Here is a 23,056-nt window from a genome sequence, read left to right as displayed (position 1 = left end):
AGTTTTTGTTTAAATTGGTTATTTTAGTGCGTGGACGAGCTTACGAAAATGGTCACCTCTAGCTTCGTAACCAGAGAATTGGTCGAAAGAGGATGTCCCAGGGGAAAGGAGAACGACATCTCCTGCATATGCATATTTTTGAGCGAGCGCCACAGCCTCATCCAGCGTTTCTACACAGGTAGTTGGTACGACTTTGGAAAAAAGTTGCTCTAGGGCTGAACTGATTTCTCCAAAAACGATGGCGGAATGAACCTTCTCTTCTAGACGGACTAATAGCTCATCATAAACCAATCCCTTTTCCTTCCCTCCAGCAATCAAAACGACGGGGCGAGTCTGTGAACGAAGTGCACTATCGAGAGCATGTAGATTGGTCGCTTTAGAGTCGTTTAGGTACTCCACGCCATCAAGTGTGCGGATCAACTCGCAACGATGCAACGGAGGTGCGAAACCAGCCAAAGCTTCTTCTGCCTTTGAAAATCGGACACCTAGACTATGCGTAGCAGCCACTGCAGCCATGACATTCTCCGCATTATGTAGACCGCGCATGCGCGTTTGCGAGAGATCAAAAATCTGTTCTCCCCGGAACATGATCCTATCTCCATCAAGATAGTAATCCGTCTTTTGCCCTTTAGAGGCGAAACTCACATGTTGAGCGACCAAACCTCCAAGCTCCTCTCCAGCCCGTACGACCGCGGTATCCTCCTCAGTCTGGTTGATAAATACATTCAGCTTTGCTCGAAAGTAATCATCGATCGAACTATAGCGATCCATGTGATCTGCCGAAAAATTCAACCAAATCGCAGCATGCACGTGTAGCTTACTTACAGTCTCTAATTGGAAAGAACTAAGCTCTAGAGCCACTGAATCTGGCACATCCTCCATTAATAGTATTTCAGAAAAAGGCACTCCGTAATTCCCACATGCAACACAGCTCAAACCACTATGATTGAGAATTCTCTCCACTAGTTCAGTAGTCGTTGTCTTACCATTAGTCCCCGTGATCCCGACAATTTTGCCGTCAAAATAACGCGCAGCCAATTCAGTTTCACCGATTAATTCACTCGTGTTCTCGGCAAACGCCTTAACGAACGCACCATAGGTATCAATCCCTGGTGAAATAACTAACAAGTCACTTTGCGTGGCTCGTCCAACAACGTCACTAGCTCCAGAGTGAACTTTAATTCGAGGGTCCAGCCCATCAAATGAGGCTGCCGGATTCGCATCAAACAAGCGCACGTGAGCCCCCTTGGACAAAGCCAAGTTTGCTGCAGCGCGACCAGAGCGGCCAGCACCTAACACAACGACATGTTTACCTTCGATGATCATATAATTTTAAGGGAAGCCAAGCCGAGCATGGCGCAAAGAATAGAGATAATCCAAAAACGAATAATGACTTGGCTTTCATGCCAGCCACGAAGTTCGAAATGGTGGTGAATAGGCGCCATAGCAAACACACGCTTTTTGCGCAGTTTGAAACTACCTACCTGAATCATCACAGAGAGAGCCTCCATCACGAACACCCAGCCAATGATCACTAACAAGAGCTCCTGTTTCGTACAAATGGCAGCTGTGCCAATCGCTCCACCGATAGCGAGTGACCCAGTATCACCCATAAAGACTTTTGCCGGGTGACAGTTAAACCAAAGGAAACCAAACGATGCTCCGACAAGCGCCATCATCACCACAGCTAGTTCTCCTAACAATGGATTGTAAGCAATATGCAGGTAGTCGAAACCTAGTACAAGGTGTCCACCAAGATAAGCTATAACGGCATATGCTAATCCCGTAGTGATCGTACAGCCTGTAGCAAGTCCATCCAGACCATCAGTCAAGTTTACTGCGTTAGATGCTCCGATAATGATAAATGCAAAAAACGGAATCGCTAAATACCACAGATCAAACAGCGGCTTTTTCAATAGAGGTGCTGTCAACTCGCTTGAACTCATACGTTCAGCCTTACCATCTATCTGAACCCAGTAGCCGGTCGCATCTTTCGGCGGATAACGGTCAGGGCGCAGGACATCCTCCGACTGCTCAGTTAATACATTTTCAATATTAGCGCGTTTCGGTTCGTTGTACTCTAAAGTCCCTGCGACTTCTGGCTTAAAGAATAAGAAACAACCAGCGACTAACGCTATCCCGAACTGCCACCCCAACTTCGTGCGAGCACTCACACCATCAGAGCTCTTTAGCTTCACCTTGGTATAATCATCGATAAAACCTAACAAACCTAGGCCTAACATTACAAACATAGTAACGGCTACGAACGGGTTCATGGCTCTTCCGCATAGTAAAACCGCTATTAGTACTGTCCCTAAAATCATCACACCACCCATGGTCGGCGTGCCGGCTTTAGCCCCGTGAAGCTCGTGCAGTTTATGAACTTCTGCAGCAGAACGAATAGGCTGTCCCACCTTAAGTGAAATCAACTTACGGATCACATGAGGTCCAAATACCAAGGAGAGCACAAATGTGAGCATGCAAGCCAATGCCGCACGCACAGTAAGATACTTGAGAATGTTAAGGAAACTCCAAGACTCTGCCCAGCTCTCACCATTTGAGAAAGCCTCGCGCCACCATTCGTAAATTGCGTATAACATTAGTTGTTTATTGGAAAAGCTTTATGCATGACCCGCTCCATAGCTGCAGCACGACTCCCTTTGAAAAGAACGGCATCGCCACTGACGCAGGTCGCTTGCAGCCAGTCAGCGGCTGCATCAATTGTGTTAAAATGTACGGCATCCGCCCCACTCTCCGCCGCAGCTGAAGAAATTCCTCGTGCATCATCGCCAAAAGTCATCACTGAAACCCCACGCTCAGCGGCTAGAACACCGACCTCACGGCTCGCCTTGTCAGCATGTGCCCCAAGCTCACCCATTTTCCCTAACACCACATAGCGGCGGGAGCTTTCTGAGACTTTAAGTTCAGCAAGAGTTTCGATCGCCGCTTTCATCGACTCTGGGTTCGCATTGTAAGTATCATCGAAAACAATCACGCCATCGCTATCAAATGCACGCAACCGGCCACTAGTCAGGCTAGCTTCATTTAAACCCGCTGCTATTTCGCCCAGTTTCATACCAAGTGAGCGTCCGACTCCAGCGGCTAACAATGCATTGGCAACCATGTGACGTCCCACGACTGGGAGCTTCACCTTGACTGACTCCTCATTATCAACCACCAAGAGAAACTCGGAACCAGTGCTATCCATTCTAAGCTCTTCGGCCCTGATTTCACCACGACAATTACCTACGACCATAATGCGAGCACGCGTATGATCGCGGAAATAATCAGCGTAGTCACACGCCGCTGAAACAACTAAAACGCCATCATCTGGAAGGGAACGCGCTAAGGCTCCTTTCTCTTCGGCAATAGCCTCACGACTTCCCATATATTCAATGTGCGCCGTTCCTATATTGGTAATGACTCCAATCCTTGGCTTAGCTATCTGACAGAGTGGTGCGATCTCGCCTGGATGATTCATTCCCATCTCTAGAACACAAACTTCATCATCTTCTTCAGTCGAAAGTACACTAAGAGGCAGTCCAATATGGTTATTAAAGTTACCAAGAGTAGAGTGAACCTTGAACTTCTTGCTCAATACCGCGCGGGTAAAATCTTTCGTCGATGTTTTACCGTTTGAGCCGGTGATTCCGACAACCTCGACATCTAATTGCCGAATATACCATGCGGCAAATGACTGAAGTGCGTTCAAGGTGTCGTGCACCACGATCACTGAGGATGCGCCGAAATCTATGCCGTCTGGAACATGTTCAACCACGATCGCTGCAGCACCAGCATCAACTGCTTTCGAGAGAAAATCATGAGCATCGAAGTTCTCCCCTTTGAGTGCAAAGAAAACAGATCCCACATCGATCGTTCGAGTATCCGTAGAAACGGAAGTCACTGCCGCGGAGGAATCTCCGCAGTGCAATGCTCCATGAACAGATGCTACAAGTTGTTCGATCGATGTCGTTTTCATTTTAGTCTAGGGGTACTACTTTCTATCGTCTCTATCGCGACCATCAAAGCGACGGCCACCGTTGTCGCGGCGCTCTCCTCCTCGATCATCACGTTGATCACTTCTTCTAAAATCTCGTCTTTCGCCATCTCTTCTATCGCCACGCTCTCCACCTCGGAAGTCACGTCTTTCGCCGCCTCGACTGTCTCGGTGGTCGTCACGCTGTTCTCCGACACGGCGCTCGCCATACTTCTCTGGGCGTTGGTATTCTGGTTTTTCACCATCGAAACGCTTAGGCTTCTCGTCATCAAAACGGTCACCTTTGAACGAGTCTGGCTTATTTTCAATAAGAGCTGCTACTGGCTTATCGCGTAATGCCCATCGAGCTATTCTACGGTCATCAAATTCGATCGTTTCATCAGCAAACTGCTGAGTAGTCTCGTGTCCCTTACCAGCAATCAATACGATATCTCCTGGTGCTGCGGTATTCACCGCAGTGCGAATTGCTTCTTGGCGGTCGATGACAGCACGATACGCTTTATTCACCATCCCAGCCTCGATTTCTTTGATGATCGCTTCTGGATCTTCCGAACGTGGATTATCAGAAGTGATAAGACACAGGTCACTACCCTCGCTTGCTGCTTGCCCCATAAGCGGGCGCTTAAACGGGTCACGGTCTCCACCGCATCCAAACACGGTAATTAATTTATTCGGCTCCAAATCACGCAATGTTGCGCAAGCGTGCTTCAGAGCGTCTGGAGTATGAGCGTAATCTACAAACACAGTTGCACCCTCTCTCACTCCTACCATTTCCATTCTACCTGGAACTTGTGGAGCTTCGCCTATGGCTTTAACAGCATCACGAGGCTTGATCCCCACAACTGATGCTCCCGCAATAGCGGCGAGCGCGTTGTACACATTAAATCGACCAATCAGAGGAGTTCGCACTAAGTAAGACTTCCCTCTATTATCAAGCTGGAATTCAGTACCGCGCACACTCTGGCGAATTTTACTGATCTTAAAGTCACAGTGAGCGCCCATACCATAAGTCACGATCGAAATATCATCGCCGAGCTCTTTCACGAGTTTCTCACCGTAACGGTCATCTAGATTGATCACTGCCTTTGGCTTCTTCTTGCCTTCTTGCTGATCTAGTCCTGAGAAAAGAGATTTCTTCACCTCATAGTAGGCCTCCATGCTACCGTGGTAATCAAGATGATCTTGGGTAAGGTTAGTAAAGATTGCCGCATCAAACTTCACTGCGTCTGTACGGGATTGTGCTATGCCGTGTGAACTCACCTCCATTGCAACTCCGCGGCAACCGTTTTCAAGCATGCTCGCAAGCTCACTCTGCATCACCTCGCCAGACGGTGTGGTATGAGTCGCATCTTTATCTTCGACACCATCATAAAACTTAATCGTTCCTAATAAGCCAGCACGCATCCATGCCGTCTGCATGATGTGGTGAAGAAGGAAGGTAGTGGTCGTTTTACCATTCGTGCCCGTAACTCCTACTACTTTGAGCTGGGAAGAAGGGTCACCTGCTAAGGCTGCGGCAACAGTTCCAAGAACTATACGAGTTTCAGCTGAATGTATCCACACAGCCTTTTCGCTGTAATCTGCAGCCGGAGCTTTCTCTGCTATAATCGCCACAGCCCCCTTTTTTAGGGCGGATTCGATGTACTTGTGTCCATCTGCGTCTTCACCACGAATCGCTACAAAGACTGAGCCTTGTTTTACTTTCCGGCTGTCAGCGGTGACGGTCTTAGCGACCTGATCGAGGTTTCCTGAGGCTACGGCCTTTGGAAGATGAGTGAGTAATTCACGTAAAATCATTAGTTCTTGGTAAGTTGTTGAGAGATTTCTTCCGTAGGCGAAAGATTCATGTGCGTCGCAACGCGCTCTGAAATCTTTTGCCAAATCGGTGCAGCAACCGTGCCGCCGTAGCGCTTTACTTCAGTTGTCTGGGGGTCGTCAATCACGACTACACAAACAAATGCAGGTTTTTCTGCTGGCAACATCCCAGCAAAGGAAACTGTGTAGCGTCCAGCGATGTATCCACCCTTGACAGAATCATGCTTTAAAGCCGTCCCAGTCTTCCCTCCAGCGGTAAATCCAGGCACTGCTGCACGTGTGGCCGTACCGCCAGTTTCTACCACCGTTTTGAGAGCCATGCGCATTTGTTCCGCGGTCCGTTCACTCAGAACGCGGTTTACAACAGTAGGTTTATTCTCCGCGATGATGTCTCCAGAGTTCGTTGTCACATTACGAACGATATAGGGTTTCATCAGCTCACCACCGTTGGCGATAGCGCAATAGGCATTTGCCACCTGAAGTGGCGTCACTGAAATCCCGTAGCCGTAGGTATTGGTAGAGAAGTCCACCGCATTTCCTGTATTCCTTAGGATGCCAGAACTCTCACCCGCGAGCTGTACTTCTGTCTTACGTCCAAAACCAAACTTTTGCGCATATTCGAAAAACTTCTCAGGCCCAAGCATTAAGCCTAACTTGTATGCCCCGATATTAGATGATTTCTGCAATACCTTCCAAACTGGCAGATCCCCGTAGGGATGGTGATCCTTCACGGTAAAACGCCCAGGGCGGAAACTAGCCCAATGACAGAAGATCTCTGTGTCAGGAGTCACGATCCCTTCATTAAGTGCTCCTGAGGAAGAAATGATTTTAAAGGTAGAGCCGGGCTCGTATGTCGCTTGGAGCGCGTAGTTGAAACCATTCTCAGCGACTTTATCTCGCTGGTTGAGATTAAAATGTGGTCGATTCGACATCGCTAGGATTTCACCTGTATTAGGTTCCATTAGCACCACACACCCTTTAACCCCTTTGAACTCTTCCATACCACGGTCAAGCTCCTCACTACAGATAGCCTGAAGACCTAAGTCTAGTGTCAGCTGAACATTAAGTCCATTTTTTGGAGGAAAAAAGCTCTCCTTATTTGAGGGCATAACATTACCTCGGATGTCTCGCATTTCGACTTCGTAGCCATTAATTCCCTCGAGATAATCATTTAAGGATTTTTCGACACCAGCCATCCCTTGGCCATCTCGGTTCGTGTAGCCAATCAAATGCGATGCTAGCTCAGGAGCGGGATACCAGCGACGCTTCTCTTCGCGAAAAAAGACCCCCTTGATACGGCGGTCTCTAATGAGATCTTTAAGGCGAACAGCAAGTTCACTAGGGAGACCTTGGTATACTACTTTCTCACCACCTCGGCGAGTGAGAGGGATTTTCTTTTTTAGCTCTTCTTGGGTCAATCCAAGTGGCCGAGCCAACTCAGACACAAGATACTCATAATGCGCATCGACCAAGACCTTCGGATTGTCTTTATGCTCGTTAACTAAGCTGAGAACTCTGGAGTTTATTTTCACTCTGCGCTTATCCGCGGCCCATTGGTGCCATTCTGGAGTCTGGCGTAGCTGCTTACATGCCACACCTTTCGCCACATGAGCTACCTCGTGGAGGTGGTTGAAATCTACGACAACTGACTTCGAAATAATCGAATGCCCGATCACTTCCTCATTCCGATCTAATAGCACACCGCGATTCGCTTGAATCACCTCTTTACGCATATAGGAATTTTCCGCGCTCTTCGCATAGCGAGCACGATCAAAAACCTGCAAGTAGACCAAGCGTCCAGACAATGCACTAAGCCCTGCAATGAGGACTAAGCATAATGTGATACAGCGACGCTGGGCGGATTTATCCATTTACTAGGGAGTCGTCTGGGCGACAGACGCTACGGCTGTGGTTACTGGAGAGACGACCTCAATTGCTTGAGATGGTATGGGCTGAAGTTGAGAACCACGAGCTGCAAGCTCAGCTCGCACCATAGGACGGTTCAACTCACGTGAAATTTTCATCTGCACGACCTCGATGTTTTTTTCACACTCTGCAATACGCTTCGAGCTCTGTTGAATCTCGCGATCAACTACGAGGTTACGGTTTTTGATAAATGCATGAAGCACCCCACCCGTTGCCAACAAGGCTGTGACAACAATCACCATTATGATGTGAATGGAGCTAAACTGGTTTGTTTGTGAGCGTTTTTTGTTCATGGGATATTTTTATGAGATGCGCTCCCCTACTCGGAGAACGGCGCTTCGTGAGCGCGGGTTGCGTTTAATTTCTTCAGCTGTCGCCTTGATAGGCTTCCGAGTAATCGAGTTGAATTTAAGGTCAGGGTTAGGCCTAGCTTCAGGCCACTCAGGCCGATCGATCTCTTTCATTGAAGCGTTCTTTAAAAAGCGCTTCACCATACGATCTTCTAAACTATGGAAACTGATGACACATAGACGGCCACCAGGAGCTAAAAGATCCGCAGAGGTTTCCAACAAGCGCTTCAGTGCACCCAACTCATCATTCACTTCTATGCGTAGCGCTTGGAACACCTTCGTCGCTGGATGGATTTTTTTACCATAACGAGGAATAAGTTTCTCAATGCTTGCAGCAAATTGGGTCGTAGTTGTGTAAGGTTGTAGGACACGTTGCTCACAAATATACTTGGCGATTTTACGTGAAGCCCGCTCTTCGCCGTACTCCCAGATCACGCGAGCAATCTCTTGCTCACTCCAGGTATTTACAATGTCAGCAGCAGTAAGTGGTGAACTCGGCCCCATTCGCATATCGAGTGGACCTTCTTTCTGGAAAGAGAACCCTCGTTCGTCACAATCGAATTGACGCGAAGAGACGCCTAGATCGACCAACCAGCCATCTACCTTCTCAACACCGCGCTCACGAAGCAACTCCACAGCATCTGCAAAATTCCCCACCACTGGATGAAAACGTTCTCCAAATTTCTCGAGGCGCTTCCCGGCATAGGCGTGAGCCTCTGGGTCACGATCGATCGCGTACACATCAGCACCACGCTCTAACATGAGACCTGTATGCCCCCCGCCACCAAGCGTCCCATCGATGAGCACCTTCCCGGGGCCAGCGAGCATTGCGTCCACGCTCTCTTCTAACAGGACAGTCTCGTGATAATGAGGTAGAGCCTCACCTCCACCGCCATTACTTTCACCTTCCGCAAAAAGGCACGGAGGTTGAGAACAGGAAATCATACGATAACCTGCTTCGGCTCTTGCCACAGCTGATTGATAGGAAAGCTTCATTGCTCGCTCGGATTTGAAAAATGGTAAAGATCAGAAAATATCCAGATCCACGTTGAGCTCAGCAATCTCAGCTTCCTCGCGCACCTGCATTTCTTCATAGTTATCGGGACTAACAATCTCGAAATAAGTTCCTCTCCCGACGAGAGTCACTTGGCCATCTGGCTCGACACTGGGGTGACTGCAGAGCGCCTTTGGAATCAGCAGTTTTCCCTGCGGATTCAACTTGGTCTTCTGACAGCTTGAAAAAAGCTTTCCGCGCAGCGCTCTGCGTTGCGCGATCGTGAGTCCTTCACGCTGCTCAATATCTTGTAGAATATTAGCGAACTCCTGCTCTGTTAGAACCTTAAGAACTGGGAGCTTGTAGTTATTCGCCTTGAGCAGACGCAACACCCCACTTCCAGCTAAAACACGCCAATCCGACGGCACAGAAACTCGACATTTCGGGTCGAGCTTGTGTTCAAAAACCCCCTCGAGGGTATGGTCGTAGTTGGTCATGGAATAGTTTTAATTCGCGAAAGCGCACTCTTATACACTTTAGTACACTCCACTGTCAAACCCCAAAAGACAGGAACTCTAGCAGAATGAGTGATTTACAAACGAACACACGCAATCCATTGATAGACCAATGAAAAGAAAGAGTTACTAACATTCGACTCACAATTTCTAGCTACGACACCAGGTGAACCTAACAATCGTTAGAAACCACGTAAAATAAAGGATTCCAAAGCCTCGCGCTCAGGAAATCACCTCAAGTGTACCAAGGCGCACGCGGTGCACTCGTAAAACAAAAATAAGACTCTAAGTCTTGGACCTAGAATCTGGTGCACCTTGCATATTTTTATATGCTTTGCGCAAAATCAACACATTCACCCCAATCACAAAGCAATTACCTGCAACAAATATAGCATGAGCTAATGATTGGTAATGCGGCACACTTTTCCCAATGAGAGTGGCTATTAAAAATAAAATGACCGCAGCTCCAATAGCTACGATCATTAAAAGATAAGGATAACGCCTAGCCTTACTCGCCTGATAACCTTTGCTTGCAGCTAATTTTGCAAACTTGTTCGCCGCAATAATACCTATCACGATGAAAATCAGGAGGAAGAATGGCATCTAACTACTTAGATTCTGGTGAATCTAACTTCTTAGGGTCACTTTTTTTCTCTACTTGCTTGGCTCCATCTTTCTTCTTCAACTCACCAGCCTTAGCTGCGCTAGAAGTGTAAATGTGACCATCACTTAGAAGAACCATGTACCCCTGATTGATCATCCAGTGGAGGTCGTGAAACCATTCCTTTTTGGATTCATCAGTAACATCCTCGGGAAGCAGAGCTTTCCATAAATTATCTACACCAGTTCCCTGATTATCAGAAACCCACTTATGCAATGCTGCAGGACGATCAGCGAGCTTCACATCCTCAGCTATAGCGTGCGGCCTAGATGGTCCACAATGAAGTTTACCCTGCCACTTAAAGACAGCCAAATGGCGGCCAGAAAGCTGACGGCAAAGGAACGGCGCAAGCTTACCCGGATAACGTCGCTGATCAGCGATAGTCTCCTTAAGAAGTGTGAGAATCCCAGGAGAGAGGAGCTTACCTGCGATTTGAGAATCAACATCTGCACGGTGTGTAGAATGGAAAACCTCGTCAAAAATATTTGCTTCAAAGTGTGCAAGCATAGCCCTCTCATCTTCAAAAACTACCTCTTGATCACTCACGAGACGGTATTGAGTCTTTTTCTTCATCGACTCTAACCAAGCATTCACGGCATCATCACCCTTCTCAACTACGATACGAGACTTGTAGCGCTCGATATCCATGTTGCCGAAACGCGATTGATGGAGATCAACGATGTTTTGATTATAAGCATGGTAATTTGGTGGGCCAAAAAGCACACCGGAGAAGCCACACTTAGCAATCGATTGAAAGTTTCCTGTAGGAGCATCTACATCGACTTCTTCTGTTGTATAAAATTCTTTAAGCCATTCCGCCGAACGGAAATGAGTGAGACACTCAGCTTTCGAGAGATAGACGGATCCATCTTGCTTACACTGTAATAGCTCCGGACCGTTTTCTTCTTTACGGAAGACAACCTTATAGCGCTCACGTGCACCAAGAATCACACGCGCAAGCTCGAACACAGAGTATGTGCGTCCAGCAGATGAGATCTCTTTAGTAAGATTATCAATGCCTTCTTCGATTGGCATAATGTCGGCAGCAAGACCTTCAGGAGCTGGAGTAGGCTGTGGTCGTGGGGCTCTATAGCCACCCCTCCCTTGGCGGTCGTTAGAAAATTTCCCGCCTTCACGGTCACCTCTTGGAGGACGTCCCCCCTCACGGCGTTTTCCTTTAAAATCGTCGCGTTTCCGCTCACCACGTTCACCTCTATCAGAATATTTCTTCTGTGGTTTACTCTCACCCTGGCGTGCCCAGGAAGGACCAAAATCGAGGGAACTAAGGTCCAGTGCTTTCTTATCTTCAGGTTTCTCGTTCATCTGACGAGTCGATGCTGGCAGGTTTCTCAAAGAAAACAACCGAATCTTTGAAGGATTCTAAGCGGCCTTCTAGAATACACATTGAGCGACATTTTAGAGTTCAACAAAACACGACTAAAACGCTTAAAAGGCGTATCATTAACGAAGTAGATCAGATCTCCCAGCCACCTCCTCCGGCGTACGGATAACCCTGGGACTTTCTAAAATCAGACTTCTAATTTCAGACTCCTTCACACCAGAAGCCGCAAACTCGCGAGCCACCGCATTATTGTGATAATCCATCGACCGCTCATTCGGCGTATTCCCATCCAGAGTCTCGTGAGAGTCCGTTATGCGTTTAGCAAACTCCGCACCAAAAGTTTTTGCTAAAAGATAGCTCCAGGTAATATGCCGGTACGCATCATCAGGAAATGCGGCATCCTGCTCCTTAGCTTTTTTAGAAACCGTCTGAGCATGCTTAGTTATGAACATGATAACTGGTGCTCGAAGCGGGTATTCAGAAATTACCCTGAGCGTATCATCTCCCACTCTCACATTACTATTCTTAGCTATGCGCTGAAGATCCTCTAATTTTAGACGCAATCGCTTTTCCCCACCCCCAGCATCTTCAGTATACAACAACGCATCTTCTTTTTCATCATCAGCACCCACAAGCTGCACTGTACCAAAAAAGTTAAAATCAGCCTCTACTTCGTTTTCAAAAAATAGAGTCCTCACTCTGCCTAATACTAACTTAATAGTTTCTTTAGGATTCACCACGGGCAAGGCGCTACTCTGAAACCTTCCATCCGAAAATGAATCAAACGGAAAGTCTGCTGGTAAATCGCCAGGATGAAACGAAAGATTAATATGATGCATATCCACTCGAACATGAGCGGGCAGCGCCGGTTTCATGGTGAGCTCCTCGATCTCAATTTGAGAACGCAGCTGATCGCTATTAGGCTCACCCCAATCAAAATCAGCGACAACATCGGGCACGGTTACCTCGAAAGTTGGCGACACCGAGACCTGCCCAGTTTTAACATTAGTAAGTTCGACACCAACCTTATGTGACTTCGCTTCCACAACTCTCACAGCATCGTCCATGAGTGACTCAGCAATATGATTACGGCCTAGCCACAAGCAGAACAACACAGCCAAAGCAACAGCACCTACCTTACGCAAAACGCTCCTCCACATACTCTGCCTACTCATACCTTCAGCTCCTTTACAGTTCTTAATGTGGCTCCACAATGCGCGTCTAACACCTTCAGAGCTTCCGCCGTCATTTGAGAATTGTCCGAACTCAGAACGCGCTCCACTGCAGCAGACAACTCCTGAGCATCGGCTACAGAAACCACACCATCGCTCAGCTTAAGCATACTCACTAGTGGTTCAAAATTTTTCATATGAGGCCCAACAACGATAGGAACTCTCGCAGCTATCGCTTCAGCAGGATTTTGCCCACCTCTTCCTAAGAAACTCTTTCCAATAATTACTACATCCGCATGAGCGGTCCAGCTCTTCAACTCACCAGTGCTATCAATGACAAAACATACATTCCCAACATTCTTCGGGACATGAACAGAGCTTCGTAAGATCACCTCTAAACCTAATTTCCCCAAATCATCTTTAACCTCGCTCCGACGCTCCGCGTGCCTTGGCACAATCACAAGAAGGGCATCCTTCCCCATCAACGACTCAGCAATTAGCTTCTCCTCGCCGGCGTGAGTACTCAGAGCCATAACCACTTTCCGTCCGCATCCGAAAGTATCTAACATAGCCTGAAACTCTGCATTTTTTTCAGGTGCTACACCTCCTTGTTGATCGAACTTCACACTTCCAGTTACAACAAGAGCACTTCGAGCCACTCCAAGCCCAGCCCAGCGATCTACATCTCTAGGCTCTGGCACTGCTACACGGTCAAATAGAGAAAAAATTGGGGATATTATACCTTTCACCTTGTGATACCGCTTCTCTGAACGCTCCGATAACCGAGCATTCGCCACCCCAATTTCAGCACCAAACTTCTTTGCCTGAACCAGTAAATTCGGCCATATCTCAGACTCAATGAGGATGATTTGTTTTGGTTCAAAACGCCTAATCACACGATTCACCACAAATGGTAAATCAACAGGGGAATAGATAACACGCACCCCCACAGGGGCAGCCTCCAGAGCCACACCGTGTCCAGTCGCCGTGGTAGGGGCCAAGACAAACTGATCGTCAGGAAACTCAAGCAGCCACACCCTGATCAGCTTTATGGCTATTAGAACCTCCCCAACACTGACTGCATGAACATACACAACCCCGCACGGCTCAAAATCAACATCCTCACGGTAGACACCAACACGCTCTAACAACCCCGTACCAAAACCGCCACGTTTGAGCATTTTAATTACCCAAGGGCCAACTCCAACCGCTAAGAGTAACGGCAAAAGCAGATTATACGCTAACCTCAGGATCTTCAATCTTACTACTAGAGACATCGCTTAACCCTCTACTTTTTGAAGAAAAATAATCGAACAACTACCGTAGCGCCGTTTATCCAGCTGCTTCCAGCATGCTGGGATCGTGGGGTTATGCTTGGCATCCACTTCCACCACTAACAATCCGTCACTCGTAATAATTTGATAAAGGTTTTCCTCAGCCAATAACTCGCTCACAAAATCTCTATCGCCAGGATTCTTATAATAGGGAGGATCAGCAAAGATAAGATCGTAGCAGCCTCTCGCTCGCTTCACATACCCGAGCACATCTGCTGTCACCACAGCCCCCCCTGCCAATTTTAAGCTTTGTAGATTTTCACTAACAACCATTGTGCAGATTTTGTTCATATCCACAAAATCACAGCTCACCGCACCACGGCTCAATGCCTCCAAGCCCAAGGAGCCAGCTCCAGCAAAAAGATCCAATACCTTTGCTGAGTCAATATAAGCATGAACCATCGAGAACAAAGCTTCTCGCGTGCGGTCGGTCGTGGGTCGCACTACAGCCTTCGGCACCTTTATTTCTCTACGTTTCGCACTCCCTGCAATGATTCGCATGCCCCATATCTAGCAGGACACAAATGAAAGGCAAGTTTCAGCAGGTTCACATTTTATACTGGAACAAATTCAGAGCAGATTTGCACCAACTGCATTATCTTCAGAAGCTTAACCTTGACCCCAACAATTCAATTCGCATATCTTGCACAACGCTGAACAAAATTAGCCGAGAGTATCTCGGTTAGGTTTGACACATTCACTTACACCTCCACGAGTCACTCTCACATGCCTGTTCTCCACCTAACAATCTTCATATCCCTTCTATTAGCTGGGATATTCATCGTTTGTTTCGCGGCAGAGGCATGGAAAAAGAAAGGTGGCGGCACTGACAGAGCCGCTCTCCTTCCTTTATTAGAGGATGACGAGCAGGAGAATCCTACCAAAGACAAAATAGATTCCTTATGAATCAAACGACCATTACTTATAACGATAAGTGCGTTCGCTACTTCCTATGGGCCTCCATCATTTGGGGTCTTGTTGGAATGCTCGCCGGAGTGCTCGCAGCACTTCAGATGAACATTTCCTTAGATATTGTACGCGATTCCGCCACCCTCCGGCCAATTGTAGAATTTCTCTCTGGAGGAACTCTTGAAAGTGAAGGCATTCCCTATATCACCTTCGGCCGACTCCGACCAGTTCATACCAATGCAGCTATTTTTGCATTCGTAGGCAATATGATGTTTGCCGGTATTTACTACTCAACTCAGCGCCTCTGTCGTTGCCGAGTAGCATCTGACAAACTCACTTGGACACATTTCTGGCTTTGGCAAATCATCATTGTTGCTGCTGCAATCACCCTTCCTCTTGGTCTTACCCAAGGTAAGGAATACGCAGAACTCATTTGGCCAATCGATCTCTTAGTCGCGGTCACTTGGCTCATTTTTGGCTACAACTTCTTCTGGACCCTGATCAAACGAAATGAGCAATCGCTCTACGTTTCGCTCTGGTTCTACATTGCCACCATCATTACCATCACCATGCTTTATGTGGTGAATAACCTGCAGATCCCTACATCTCTCACTCATTCCTATCCAATATTCGGCGGCGTGCAGGATGCCTTAGTGCAATGGTGGTATGGGCACAACGCGGTGGCCTTCTTCCTCACGACTCCCATTTTGGGAATTATGTACTACTTCCTGCCAAAGGCAGCGAATCGCCCTGTATATTCTTACCGACTATCCATCATCCACTTCTGGGCACTTGTATTCATTTACATTTGGGCTGGTCCTCACCACCTCCTCAATACAGCTCTCCCAGAATGGCTACAGATTCTCGGAATGCTGTTCTCAGTAATCCTCTGGGCTCCTTCATGGGGTGGTATGCTTAACGGCTTGCTCACTCTCCGCGGAGCTTGGGATAAGCTCCAAACTGATCCAGTGATCAAGTTCTACGCCGCAGCCGTCACTTTCTACGGCATGGCTACTTTCGAAGGTCCATTGCTCTCTATCAAATCAGTAAATGCTCTTTCGCACTACACTGACTGGACTATCGGCCACGTACACTCTGGCACGCTCGGTTGGAACGGATTCATGGCAGCAGGACTTTTCTACTGGATGGTTCCTCGTCTATGGAAAACTGAACTTTACTCTAAGGCGCTCGCAAATGCGCATTTCTGGATCGGCTTCATCGGTATCCTCCTTTATATCTCAGCCCTCTGGATTGCAGGTATCGGACAATCACTTGCTCTCAACGAGACAGCTAACGGCTACGTCGTGAAGCAATTCGTTGAAACGCTCGATGCCATACAGTGGCCGCTCTTCGCCCGCTCTATAGGTGGATCCTTCTACCTCCTTGGTTTCGTCCTACTCGCTTACAACCTCTTCATGACCTGTAAGAAAGGTAAAGCTGTTGACGCTCAAGTGGAAGTTGTCGTCCGTAACCGCGACGAAGTGGACCGCGTTACAATCGGCACTATCGTTAAGCAGGACCCGTTCGCGGCAGTGTTAGGTTTCATCCTCGCTCTTGTCTTCTGGGTCACTAGCCCAGGAAACTGGTTCGCATTAGCAGGCTTAATATTCTTCGGAGTTCTTTGCTTCGTACGCTTCAAACGTAATGCTCAGTCATGGACGGATTGGCATGAGACAATCACAGCGAACTACCTGCCGTTCACCATCATCACCTTCTTCGCCGCTGCTATTGGTGGGGCTGTTCAGATTATTCCGAACACCCTCACAGCAAAAGCTGAAATTATCGATGATCGTCTACAGCTAGTATACACTCCTCTCGAACTCGCCGGTCGCGACATTTACATCGCTGAAGGTTGCTACAACTGTCACTCACAGATGATTCGTATGCTAGAAACTGACTACGTTCGTTATGGTGATTATTCACGTCTCGGCGAATCACTCTACGATCATCCGTTCCAGTGGGGTTCCAAGCGTACTGGTCCCGACCTCGCCCGCGAAGGTGGAGACCTTGTAGATGGCTCAGACGTCATGCGTCAGGGTGTTCGTGATAACTTCTGGCACTACCGCCACTTCATGAATCCACGTGATTTGGATGTTAAGTCTAACATGCCGTCATATTCATCGTTGGCATCTTTGGAAACAGATTTCAAGGCACTCCCGGAAAAGATCCGCGTGCAGTCACTCTTGAATATTCCGTACCCAACTATGACTCCGCATGAAATCGAGCAACATGCTCAAGATCAAGCACTGGAGATCTCTAAATCTATCGTTAACCAAAACCCATACATCTCATGGGCAGGTGAAGACATGAGCCGCCAAGAAATCGAAGCAACTCTTGCACAAAAAGAGATCATCGCTCTGATCGCTTACATGCAGAAGCTCGGTGTCTACAGCATTCCTTTAGATGAAGACGGAAACCCTAAAGCTCCGGCTCCAGCTCCTTGGGAAGATCCAGATAGACAACTCAAAAATAACAGCCCAACCGCTAACTAGATAAACTAATGATTAAAAAATACGTTTTAGAAAATCCGGAGCAGCTGGCGCAAATCACCTTCTTTTTAGTCACACTCGGACTCTTTGTCTTCAACATGGTTTACGCCCTAAAGATGGACAAAAAGAAGGCTCAGAAAATCGCGCTCACTGCGATCGAACTCGATGATTAACCTCTAATATATCTCACACCATGGACAAAATGGATAAAGATCCAGTTACCTCTAACGAGGCAATCAAACGTGCTGACTACGCTCGCGAAAAAGGTGAAATCGTTCTTCGTACTCACGAGTATGACGGGATCCAGGAGTATGATCAAAAGCTCCCTAACTGGTGGCTCTTCACCCTCTGGGGAGCTATTGCAGCCTTCTTAATTTACTACACACTCTACTATACGCTAGATCTTCTACCGTCCTCAAAGGCGCAAATGGATCAGAAAGTAGCAGATATAGAAGCTGTTCGTAAGCAAGCGCTAGAAGAAACCCTCGCAAAACTCGATAACAGCGTGCTTGTAAACGAATGGAGCACCAACAGTGAAACCGTCGCTGCCGGCAAGGGTGTTTACACGCAGATGTGTTCAGCTTGCCACGGCGCCGATCTCGCAGCGAATGGCGGCACCACGGGTCGACCACTCAATGACGGCGAATGGTTCTACGGCGGAAAGCCGATGGATGTTTTCAAAATCATCAACGAAGGCACACCGGAAGGCAGCAGCGGACTCAATGGTCTAAAAATGGTTGCTTGGGGCAAGTCTGGCCTCACACCAAAACAGGTTGCTGAAGTCACTGCCTACCTGATCGACGCCAACCCAGACGACTTTGCTGAGTTCAAACAGTAGTCACTAAAATATTCGCAGGAGCTAGCTTAACCCAATCTAGGCTAGCTCCTGCACTTTTTCAAAAAGCCCACAATCTATCACCCACTCAGCTTCGTGGCGAACAAACAACAATCTCCAAACTTAGACTCGCTATCCACCATCAATGAGGATGGCTCTAAGTTCAACATCCACCCAGCGGATGTCACTGGCTCCTTCACTATAAGAAGGCGTCTCACGGCTTGGACTCTCATTCTCGTCTACATTGCTCTGCCATGGATCCAGATCAATGGATACCCTGCGGTTTTCATCGATCTAGAAAAACAACGCTTTCACCTGTTCGGACTCACGCTTCTCACCCAAGACTTTTGGGTATTCTTTTTCATAGTTTCAGGCCTAGCCTTCAGTCTTTTTGTCTTAGCCTCGCTCGTAGGCCGAGTCTGGTGCGGTTGGTTCTGCCCCTACACAGTTTTCCTCGAGCACCTCTACCGCCGCATCGAACGATTCGTCGATGGTGATGCCCCTAAACGGAAAAAATTAGACGCGGCGCCCATGTCTGGCTCTAAAGCGATGAAGCGCACCATCAAATGGGGGTTGTACGTACTCGCTTCATTCATACTCGCGCACGTATTTCTTTCCTACTTCATCTCCATTCCTCAAGTCTGGAGCAACATGACTTCAGCTCCTGGTGAGAACATCACTCAGTTCCTCTTCATTCTTGCGTTCACCGGCATTTTCACCTTCTGCTTCGGTTGGTTCCGCGAACAGTTCTGTATCATTCTCTGCCCTTATGGCCGTTTCCAATCTGCACTAACAGACGATGAAACAGTCACAGTTTTTTATGACTATAATCGCGGTGAGCCACGAGGTAAAATGCGTAAAGGTGATGATACACCCAAAGGCGACTGCATTGACTGTAAACGCTGTATTAATGTATGCCCGACTGGAATTGACATCAGAAATGGCCTACAGCTAGAATGTGTGGCCTGTTCTGCCTGTGTCGATGCCTGTAATGACATCATGCTGAAAGTGAACCGCCCAAAAGGTCTCATCCGCTATGATTCAAGTGCTGGAATCAGCACCGGAAAGCGCAAAATTTTACGCCCTAGAATGCTCATGTACGGCATTTTCACCCTTTTAGGGATGGGAGCTCTCACTGCTACTTTTCTCTCAAAAGCAAAGCCATTCTATGCTGGCCTCGTTCGCATGCGCGGCACGACTTATAGCGCCACAGCCGAAGGAGTCCGTAACACCTTTGTCATCAATCTGACAAATAAACGGAATAAAGATGTCACCTACACAATAAAGCTAGATGACAAAGAGGCTCTCAAGCTTCAAGCCGATGATCGAAATCTCAAAGTGGGACCTCTCGCTGAAGGCTCGTTCACACTTTCCGTCCTCTCGCCGATCGACGATTACAAGGGAGCGAAGGACATTAATTTCTCAGTCACAGCAGACGATGACTCCAGCCTAGACCTCCCTGCGAGATTCCTAGGACCTAGCCCTCGTCTCTATAAAGAAGAACAACAATGAAAATTCTGACCTTCTACAAAAGCATCTGGTTTTGGGTAATACTCATGCACGTCATACTTATTAGTGCTTGGATTACTATCATCAACATCGCCAATAAGTAAAATGAATGAAATGAGCTCCATTGCCGCAATCAGTGCCGGCCTAGCGACGAGCATTCACTGTGTGGGAATGTGCGGGCCCTTAGCCTGCTCCGTTACCAGCCGTAGTAAAAATCGAGAACATGCTCTGTTAGAGACTACTGCTTATCACAGTGGTCGTGTCATTTCTTACACCTTCGTTGGAGCTCTCGCCGGCATACTCGGCAAGCAACCACTCAGCTTTTTCTTTGATTCCCCAGCAGCTATTCTTCCATGGCTAATGATTCCATTTTTGTTAATTACGGCATTTCCAAACTTGGTAAAAATTCCACGCCTAAATTTCCTAACAAGACCCTATTATAAAGCAAAATTCTGGGCTCAGAATAAGCCACCGGGAATCGCAGGCGGTTTACTAGGACTCATCTCCCCCTGCCTGCCTTGCACCCCGCTCTATCTCATTTTCGGCGTCTCACTTCTCTCTGGTTCGGCTCTCACCGGCGCAAAAATTGCTCTTTGTTTCAGCTTAGGAACTGTCCCGCTTTTATGGGCTGCGCAGTCATCAACCCATATGCTCACCAAGTGGATCCCTGGACCTTGGAAAAACAGACTACGTAGCACCTTCCTCATTGCGGTCACAGTCATCTTAGCAATTCGCCTCCAAGGTACTCTTCTATTCACTGGTTCAGCCGAAGCGAAAGGGCAAGATAAACTCGTAGTTCCTACCTCCGCAGAAGAGACAACTAAAGATCTACCTTCATGCTGCCACTAGTCACTTTGATAAATCGCAATTCCTAATTTCTCATTTCTATTGCACACCTGTAAACATTGCTCCACTCCAGTTAAATCTGCCGCTGAGGACTTTTGCTGCCGCGGCTGCGAAAGCGTCTACCAGCTTATTCACGATGGAGGACTTGGGTTATTTTATGACCTCAAAGCGGACGACACTCTGGCTCCATTGCGAGAAAGACCATTTCAGCAAAAAGACTGGAGCTGGTTGTTAGAATCAGCCATTAGCCAAAGCGATCAAGAAGTCGCCACACTAAATCTCGGCTTAAGTGGTATGTCCTGCATGGCCTGTGTCTGGTTAGTGGAAACAGTGGCAAAAAAACACAATGGCGTGATCGAAACCTGTGCAGACAACACCCAAGGCGCATTTGAAGTCACCTACGCGAATAAAACCTGTGATCTCGCAGCACTCGCAGAAGAACTCCATAAACTAGGCTACGAGCTACTTCCGAAAAAATTAGGTAAGCAAGCAGGAACCACTGATTCACTAGTTGTTAGACTAGGCATCTGCGGTGCGCTCGCCATGAATACGATGGCCTTCACACTTCCACGGTACAACGGGATGGAAACTAGTGAAGAGTTATCTAGCTTGCTAACCACGATCACCATTGCCTCTTCTACATTCACGCTTGTTGTGGGTGGCTCCTATTTTTTCAAACGTGCATGGAGCGCTCTCCGTTTGGGCGGTATTCATATGGATTTGCCGATTTCGCTCGGCCTTATTTTATCCTACGTTGGCTCACTCATTGGATGGGCAACTGGGCATGAAGACTTGTTCTATTTTGACTTCGTCGCGATTTTCACATTCTTGATGTTGTTAGGAAAACAGTTACAGATTTCTTCTCTCAACCGAGCCAATAGCCGCTTCCAAACGGACACCACGATTCCGGAATTTTATACAACAAAAGACGGAACTCAGGTAGACACAGAAGACATCCCAGAAGACTCTATCATTCTGATACCTCCAGGCACAGTAGTTCCCGTTCAGTCGCGTCTACTCTCGGATGTCGCCGACCTTTCTCTCGCTTGGATCACTGGCGAACCTAGTTCTCAACTATTCCGCCACACCGCGGCTATCCCAGCCGGCGCAGTGAATCAGAGCGCAGAAAATATCGAGGTTCAAACCAACCTAGCGACCAGTGCGGATGACTCCATATCCAAGCTATTGGCAACCGATTCCCGCCAAGCTAATAACTCTAACAAGCAAGCCCAACAAAAGGCGATTCAGATCTACCTAGTGATCATCATCGCCCTTGGTCTCATCGCTGGCTCAGCGTGGTATTTCACAACTAAAGACTGGGTGAAAGCACTCCAAGTCCTCATCTCCATTTACGTAGTTTCCTGTCCGTGCGGTATTGGTCTGGCTCTACCTCTGCTAGACACTCGTAGCTCTAAACATGCTCACAGCTTCGGCATTTTTCCACTTACTGCACGCTTCTGGGAACAGCTCACCCACATTGGAAAAGTCGTCTTTGATAAGACAGGCACTCTCACACTAGACAAACCAGAACTTGTAGACTCCGCAGTTCTGTTAGAACTCTCTCAACAACATCAGGAAATTTTATTCACACTCACCCGTAGCTCTCTCCACCCGCTCTCTCGATCGCTCTTTTCAAAACTGATAAAAACCGGGGTCACCTCGAGCAGTATCATTGGACAGGTCTCTGAGATTCCAGGGCAAGGGTGCGAACTCACCCTCACAGACGGCACGATGTACAGACTTGGTCGGCCGAAGCAGGCATTTGAGGGCGATGCGCTCCATTGTCAATTGAGTAGAAATACTGAAATTATCGCAGATTTTTATTACGCTGAAGCCGCTCGCTCTGAAGCGGCCGAAGCGATCGACCAACTTCAGAAGCAGCTGAAGAGCCCCTGTATGATTCTTTCAGGAGATGCTTCCGATCGCGTCGCAAGGCTAGCGAACAACCTTCACATCCAAGAATATATTGGCGATATGCTTCCAGACGATAAGAAGCAGCAAATTGAACACTTAGAAAAACAACAGCGCGTACTTTACCTCGGCGACGGCGTGAACGACTTACCGGCTCTGCAAGCCGCTTCTCTGAGTGGAGCTCCATTCGCGAACATCAACATGCTTACTGCTGATGTTGATTTCCTCTTCACCGATGAAACGATGAGCTTCCTTCCAAAAATGGTGCAAATTTCACGTCAACGCAGACGTCGAAAGCTCAACCTTATCTCCTACACAATCATCTATAATCTCACGGTACTCGCGGTGTGCACCATGGGTCTTATGTCCCCGCTCTATGCAGCGATCATCATGCCTGTAAGTTCACTCATTAGTATCGCTATCGTTAGCAAAAAGTTCGGTCAATAATCTT

20 protein-coding genes are annotated in these 23,056 nt (G+C 47.7%); 7 read left to right on the top strand and 13 right to left on the bottom strand.

The genetic code is table 11. From position 1 onward, the window contains the following. Positions 1–18: 18 nt before the first annotated feature. From murD to rsmD, 13 genes are all read right to left on the bottom strand, one after another. The gene (gene murD / locus ACSHX2_RS00370; RefSeq protein ID WP_435689471.1) at positions 19–1,326 is read right to left on the bottom strand and encodes a UDP-N-acetylmuramoyl-L-alanine--D-glutamate ligase; all 1,308 of its coding nucleotides are present in this window, start codon (positions 1,324–1,326) and stop codon (positions 19–21) included. Further along, positions 1,323–2,600 carry a phospho-N-acetylmuramoyl-pentapeptide-transferase gene (gene mraY, locus ACSHX2_RS00365; protein ID WP_435689469.1) on the bottom strand — a complete coding sequence of 426 codons (1,278 nt, stop codon included), beginning with the start codon at positions 2,598–2,600 and terminating at the stop codon, positions 1,323–1,325. Before mraY ends, murD begins: the two co-directional genes overlap by 4 nt. Further along, a complete protein-coding gene (locus ACSHX2_RS00360; protein ID WP_435689467.1) occupies positions 2,600–3,979 on the bottom strand; it encodes a UDP-N-acetylmuramoyl-tripeptide--D-alanyl-D-alanine ligase in 1,380 nt (459 codons plus the stop codon). The genes mraY and ACSHX2_RS00360 overlap by 1 nt, the downstream gene beginning before the upstream one ends. 15 nt (positions 3,980–3,994) lie before the next feature. Beyond that, complete coding sequence (locus ACSHX2_RS00355; RefSeq protein WP_435689465.1) at positions 3,995–5,794, bottom strand: UDP-N-acetylmuramoyl-L-alanyl-D-glutamate--2,6-diaminopimelate ligase; 1,800 nt, start codon at positions 5,792–5,794, stop codon at positions 3,995–3,997. Then, positions 5,794–7,683 (bottom strand): peptidoglycan D,D-transpeptidase FtsI family protein, encoded by a 1,890-nt coding sequence (locus tag ACSHX2_RS00350; RefSeq protein WP_435689464.1) that lies wholly within the window; start codon positions 7,681–7,683, stop codon positions 5,794–5,796. The genes ACSHX2_RS00355 and ACSHX2_RS00350 overlap by 1 nt, the downstream gene beginning before the upstream one ends. 3 nt (positions 7,684–7,686) lie before the next feature. Next, the gene (locus tag ACSHX2_RS00345) at positions 7,687–8,031 is read right to left on the bottom strand and encodes a hypothetical protein (protein WP_435689462.1); all 345 of its coding nucleotides are present in this window, start codon (positions 8,029–8,031) and stop codon (positions 7,687–7,689) included. 9 nt (positions 8,032–8,040) lie between these two features. After that, complete coding sequence (gene rsmH / locus ACSHX2_RS00340) at positions 8,041–9,084, bottom strand: 16S rRNA (cytosine(1402)-N(4))-methyltransferase RsmH (protein ID WP_435689460.1); 1,044 nt, start codon at positions 9,082–9,084, stop codon at positions 8,041–8,043. Between the two features lie 30 nt (positions 9,085–9,114). Next, the gene (locus ACSHX2_RS00335) at positions 9,115–9,579 is read right to left on the bottom strand and encodes a division/cell wall cluster transcriptional repressor MraZ (RefSeq protein ID WP_435689458.1); all 465 of its coding nucleotides are present in this window, start codon (positions 9,577–9,579) and stop codon (positions 9,115–9,117) included. Positions 9,580–9,882: 303 nt separating this feature from the next. Continuing rightward, positions 9,883–10,200, bottom strand: coding sequence for a hypothetical protein (locus ACSHX2_RS00330; RefSeq protein WP_435689456.1), 318 nt, complete (start codon positions 10,198–10,200; stop codon positions 9,883–9,885). 4 nt (positions 10,201–10,204) lie between these two features. Further along, complete coding sequence (locus tag ACSHX2_RS00325) at positions 10,205–11,581, bottom strand: hypothetical protein (protein ID WP_435689454.1); 1,377 nt, start codon at positions 11,579–11,581, stop codon at positions 10,205–10,207. A gap of 138 nt (positions 11,582–11,719) precedes the next feature. Then, positions 11,720–12,760, bottom strand: a complete 1,041-nt coding sequence (locus ACSHX2_RS00320; protein ID WP_435689452.1) for a DUF6973 domain-containing protein — start codon at positions 12,758–12,760, stop codon at positions 11,720–11,722. 11 nt (positions 12,761–12,771) lie between these two features. Further along, positions 12,772–14,049, bottom strand: a complete 1,278-nt coding sequence (locus tag ACSHX2_RS00315) for a 3-deoxy-D-manno-octulosonic acid transferase (RefSeq protein ID WP_435689450.1) — start codon at positions 14,047–14,049, stop codon at positions 12,772–12,774. A 3-nt stretch (positions 14,050–14,052) separates the two neighbouring features. Next, entirely contained in the window at positions 14,053–14,607 is a 555-nt protein-coding gene (gene rsmD / locus ACSHX2_RS00310; protein ID WP_435689448.1) for a 16S rRNA (guanine(966)-N(2))-methyltransferase RsmD, read from the bottom strand. A 225-nt stretch (positions 14,608–14,832) separates the two neighbouring features. Between rsmD and ACSHX2_RS00305 the strand changes: the two genes are divergently transcribed. The 7 genes from ACSHX2_RS00305 to ACSHX2_RS00275 all read left to right on the top strand — a co-directional run bounded on the left by ACSHX2_RS00305 (position 14,833) and on the right by ACSHX2_RS00275 (position 23,052). Beyond that, positions 14,833–15,012, top strand: a complete 180-nt coding sequence (locus tag ACSHX2_RS00305; protein WP_435689446.1) for a hypothetical protein — start codon at positions 14,833–14,835, stop codon at positions 15,010–15,012. Further along, positions 15,009–17,507 carry a cytochrome-c oxidase, cbb3-type subunit I gene (gene ccoN, locus ACSHX2_RS00300; RefSeq protein WP_435689444.1) on the top strand — a complete coding sequence of 833 codons (2,499 nt, stop codon included), beginning with the start codon at positions 15,009–15,011 and terminating at the stop codon, positions 17,505–17,507. Before ACSHX2_RS00305 ends, ccoN begins: the two co-directional genes overlap by 4 nt. Before the next feature lie 8 nt (positions 17,508–17,515). Then, the gene (locus tag ACSHX2_RS00295) at positions 17,516–17,677 is read left to right on the top strand and encodes a hypothetical protein (RefSeq protein ID WP_435689442.1); all 162 of its coding nucleotides are present in this window, start codon (positions 17,516–17,518) and stop codon (positions 17,675–17,677) included. A 20-nt stretch (positions 17,678–17,697) separates the two neighbouring features. Further along, positions 17,698–18,342, top strand: coding sequence for a cbb3-type cytochrome c oxidase N-terminal domain-containing protein (locus tag ACSHX2_RS00290; RefSeq protein WP_435689440.1), 645 nt, complete (start codon positions 17,698–17,700; stop codon positions 18,340–18,342). Between the two features lie 93 nt (positions 18,343–18,435). Then, positions 18,436–19,851, top strand: a complete 1,416-nt coding sequence (gene ccoG / locus ACSHX2_RS00285; protein ID WP_435689438.1) for a cytochrome c oxidase accessory protein CcoG — start codon at positions 18,436–18,438, stop codon at positions 19,849–19,851. A gap of 111 nt (positions 19,852–19,962) precedes the next feature. Continuing rightward, positions 19,963–20,697 carry a sulfite exporter TauE/SafE family protein gene (locus tag ACSHX2_RS00280; RefSeq protein ID WP_435689436.1) on the top strand — a complete coding sequence of 245 codons (735 nt, stop codon included), beginning with the start codon at positions 19,963–19,965 and terminating at the stop codon, positions 20,695–20,697. Positions 20,698–20,736: 39 nt separating this feature from the next. Next, positions 20,737–23,052 carry a heavy metal translocating P-type ATPase gene (locus ACSHX2_RS00275; protein ID WP_435689434.1) on the top strand — a complete coding sequence of 772 codons (2,316 nt, stop codon included), beginning with the start codon at positions 20,737–20,739 and terminating at the stop codon, positions 23,050–23,052. Positions 23,053–23,056 lie beyond the last annotated feature (4 nt).

It is taken from the genome of Rubritalea sp., assembly GCF_051252225.1.
In the GTDB taxonomy this organism is placed as follows: domain Bacteria; phylum Verrucomicrobiota; class Verrucomicrobiia; order Verrucomicrobiales; family Akkermansiaceae; genus Rubritalea.
This window is presented reverse-complemented; position numbering and strand designations above follow the sequence as displayed.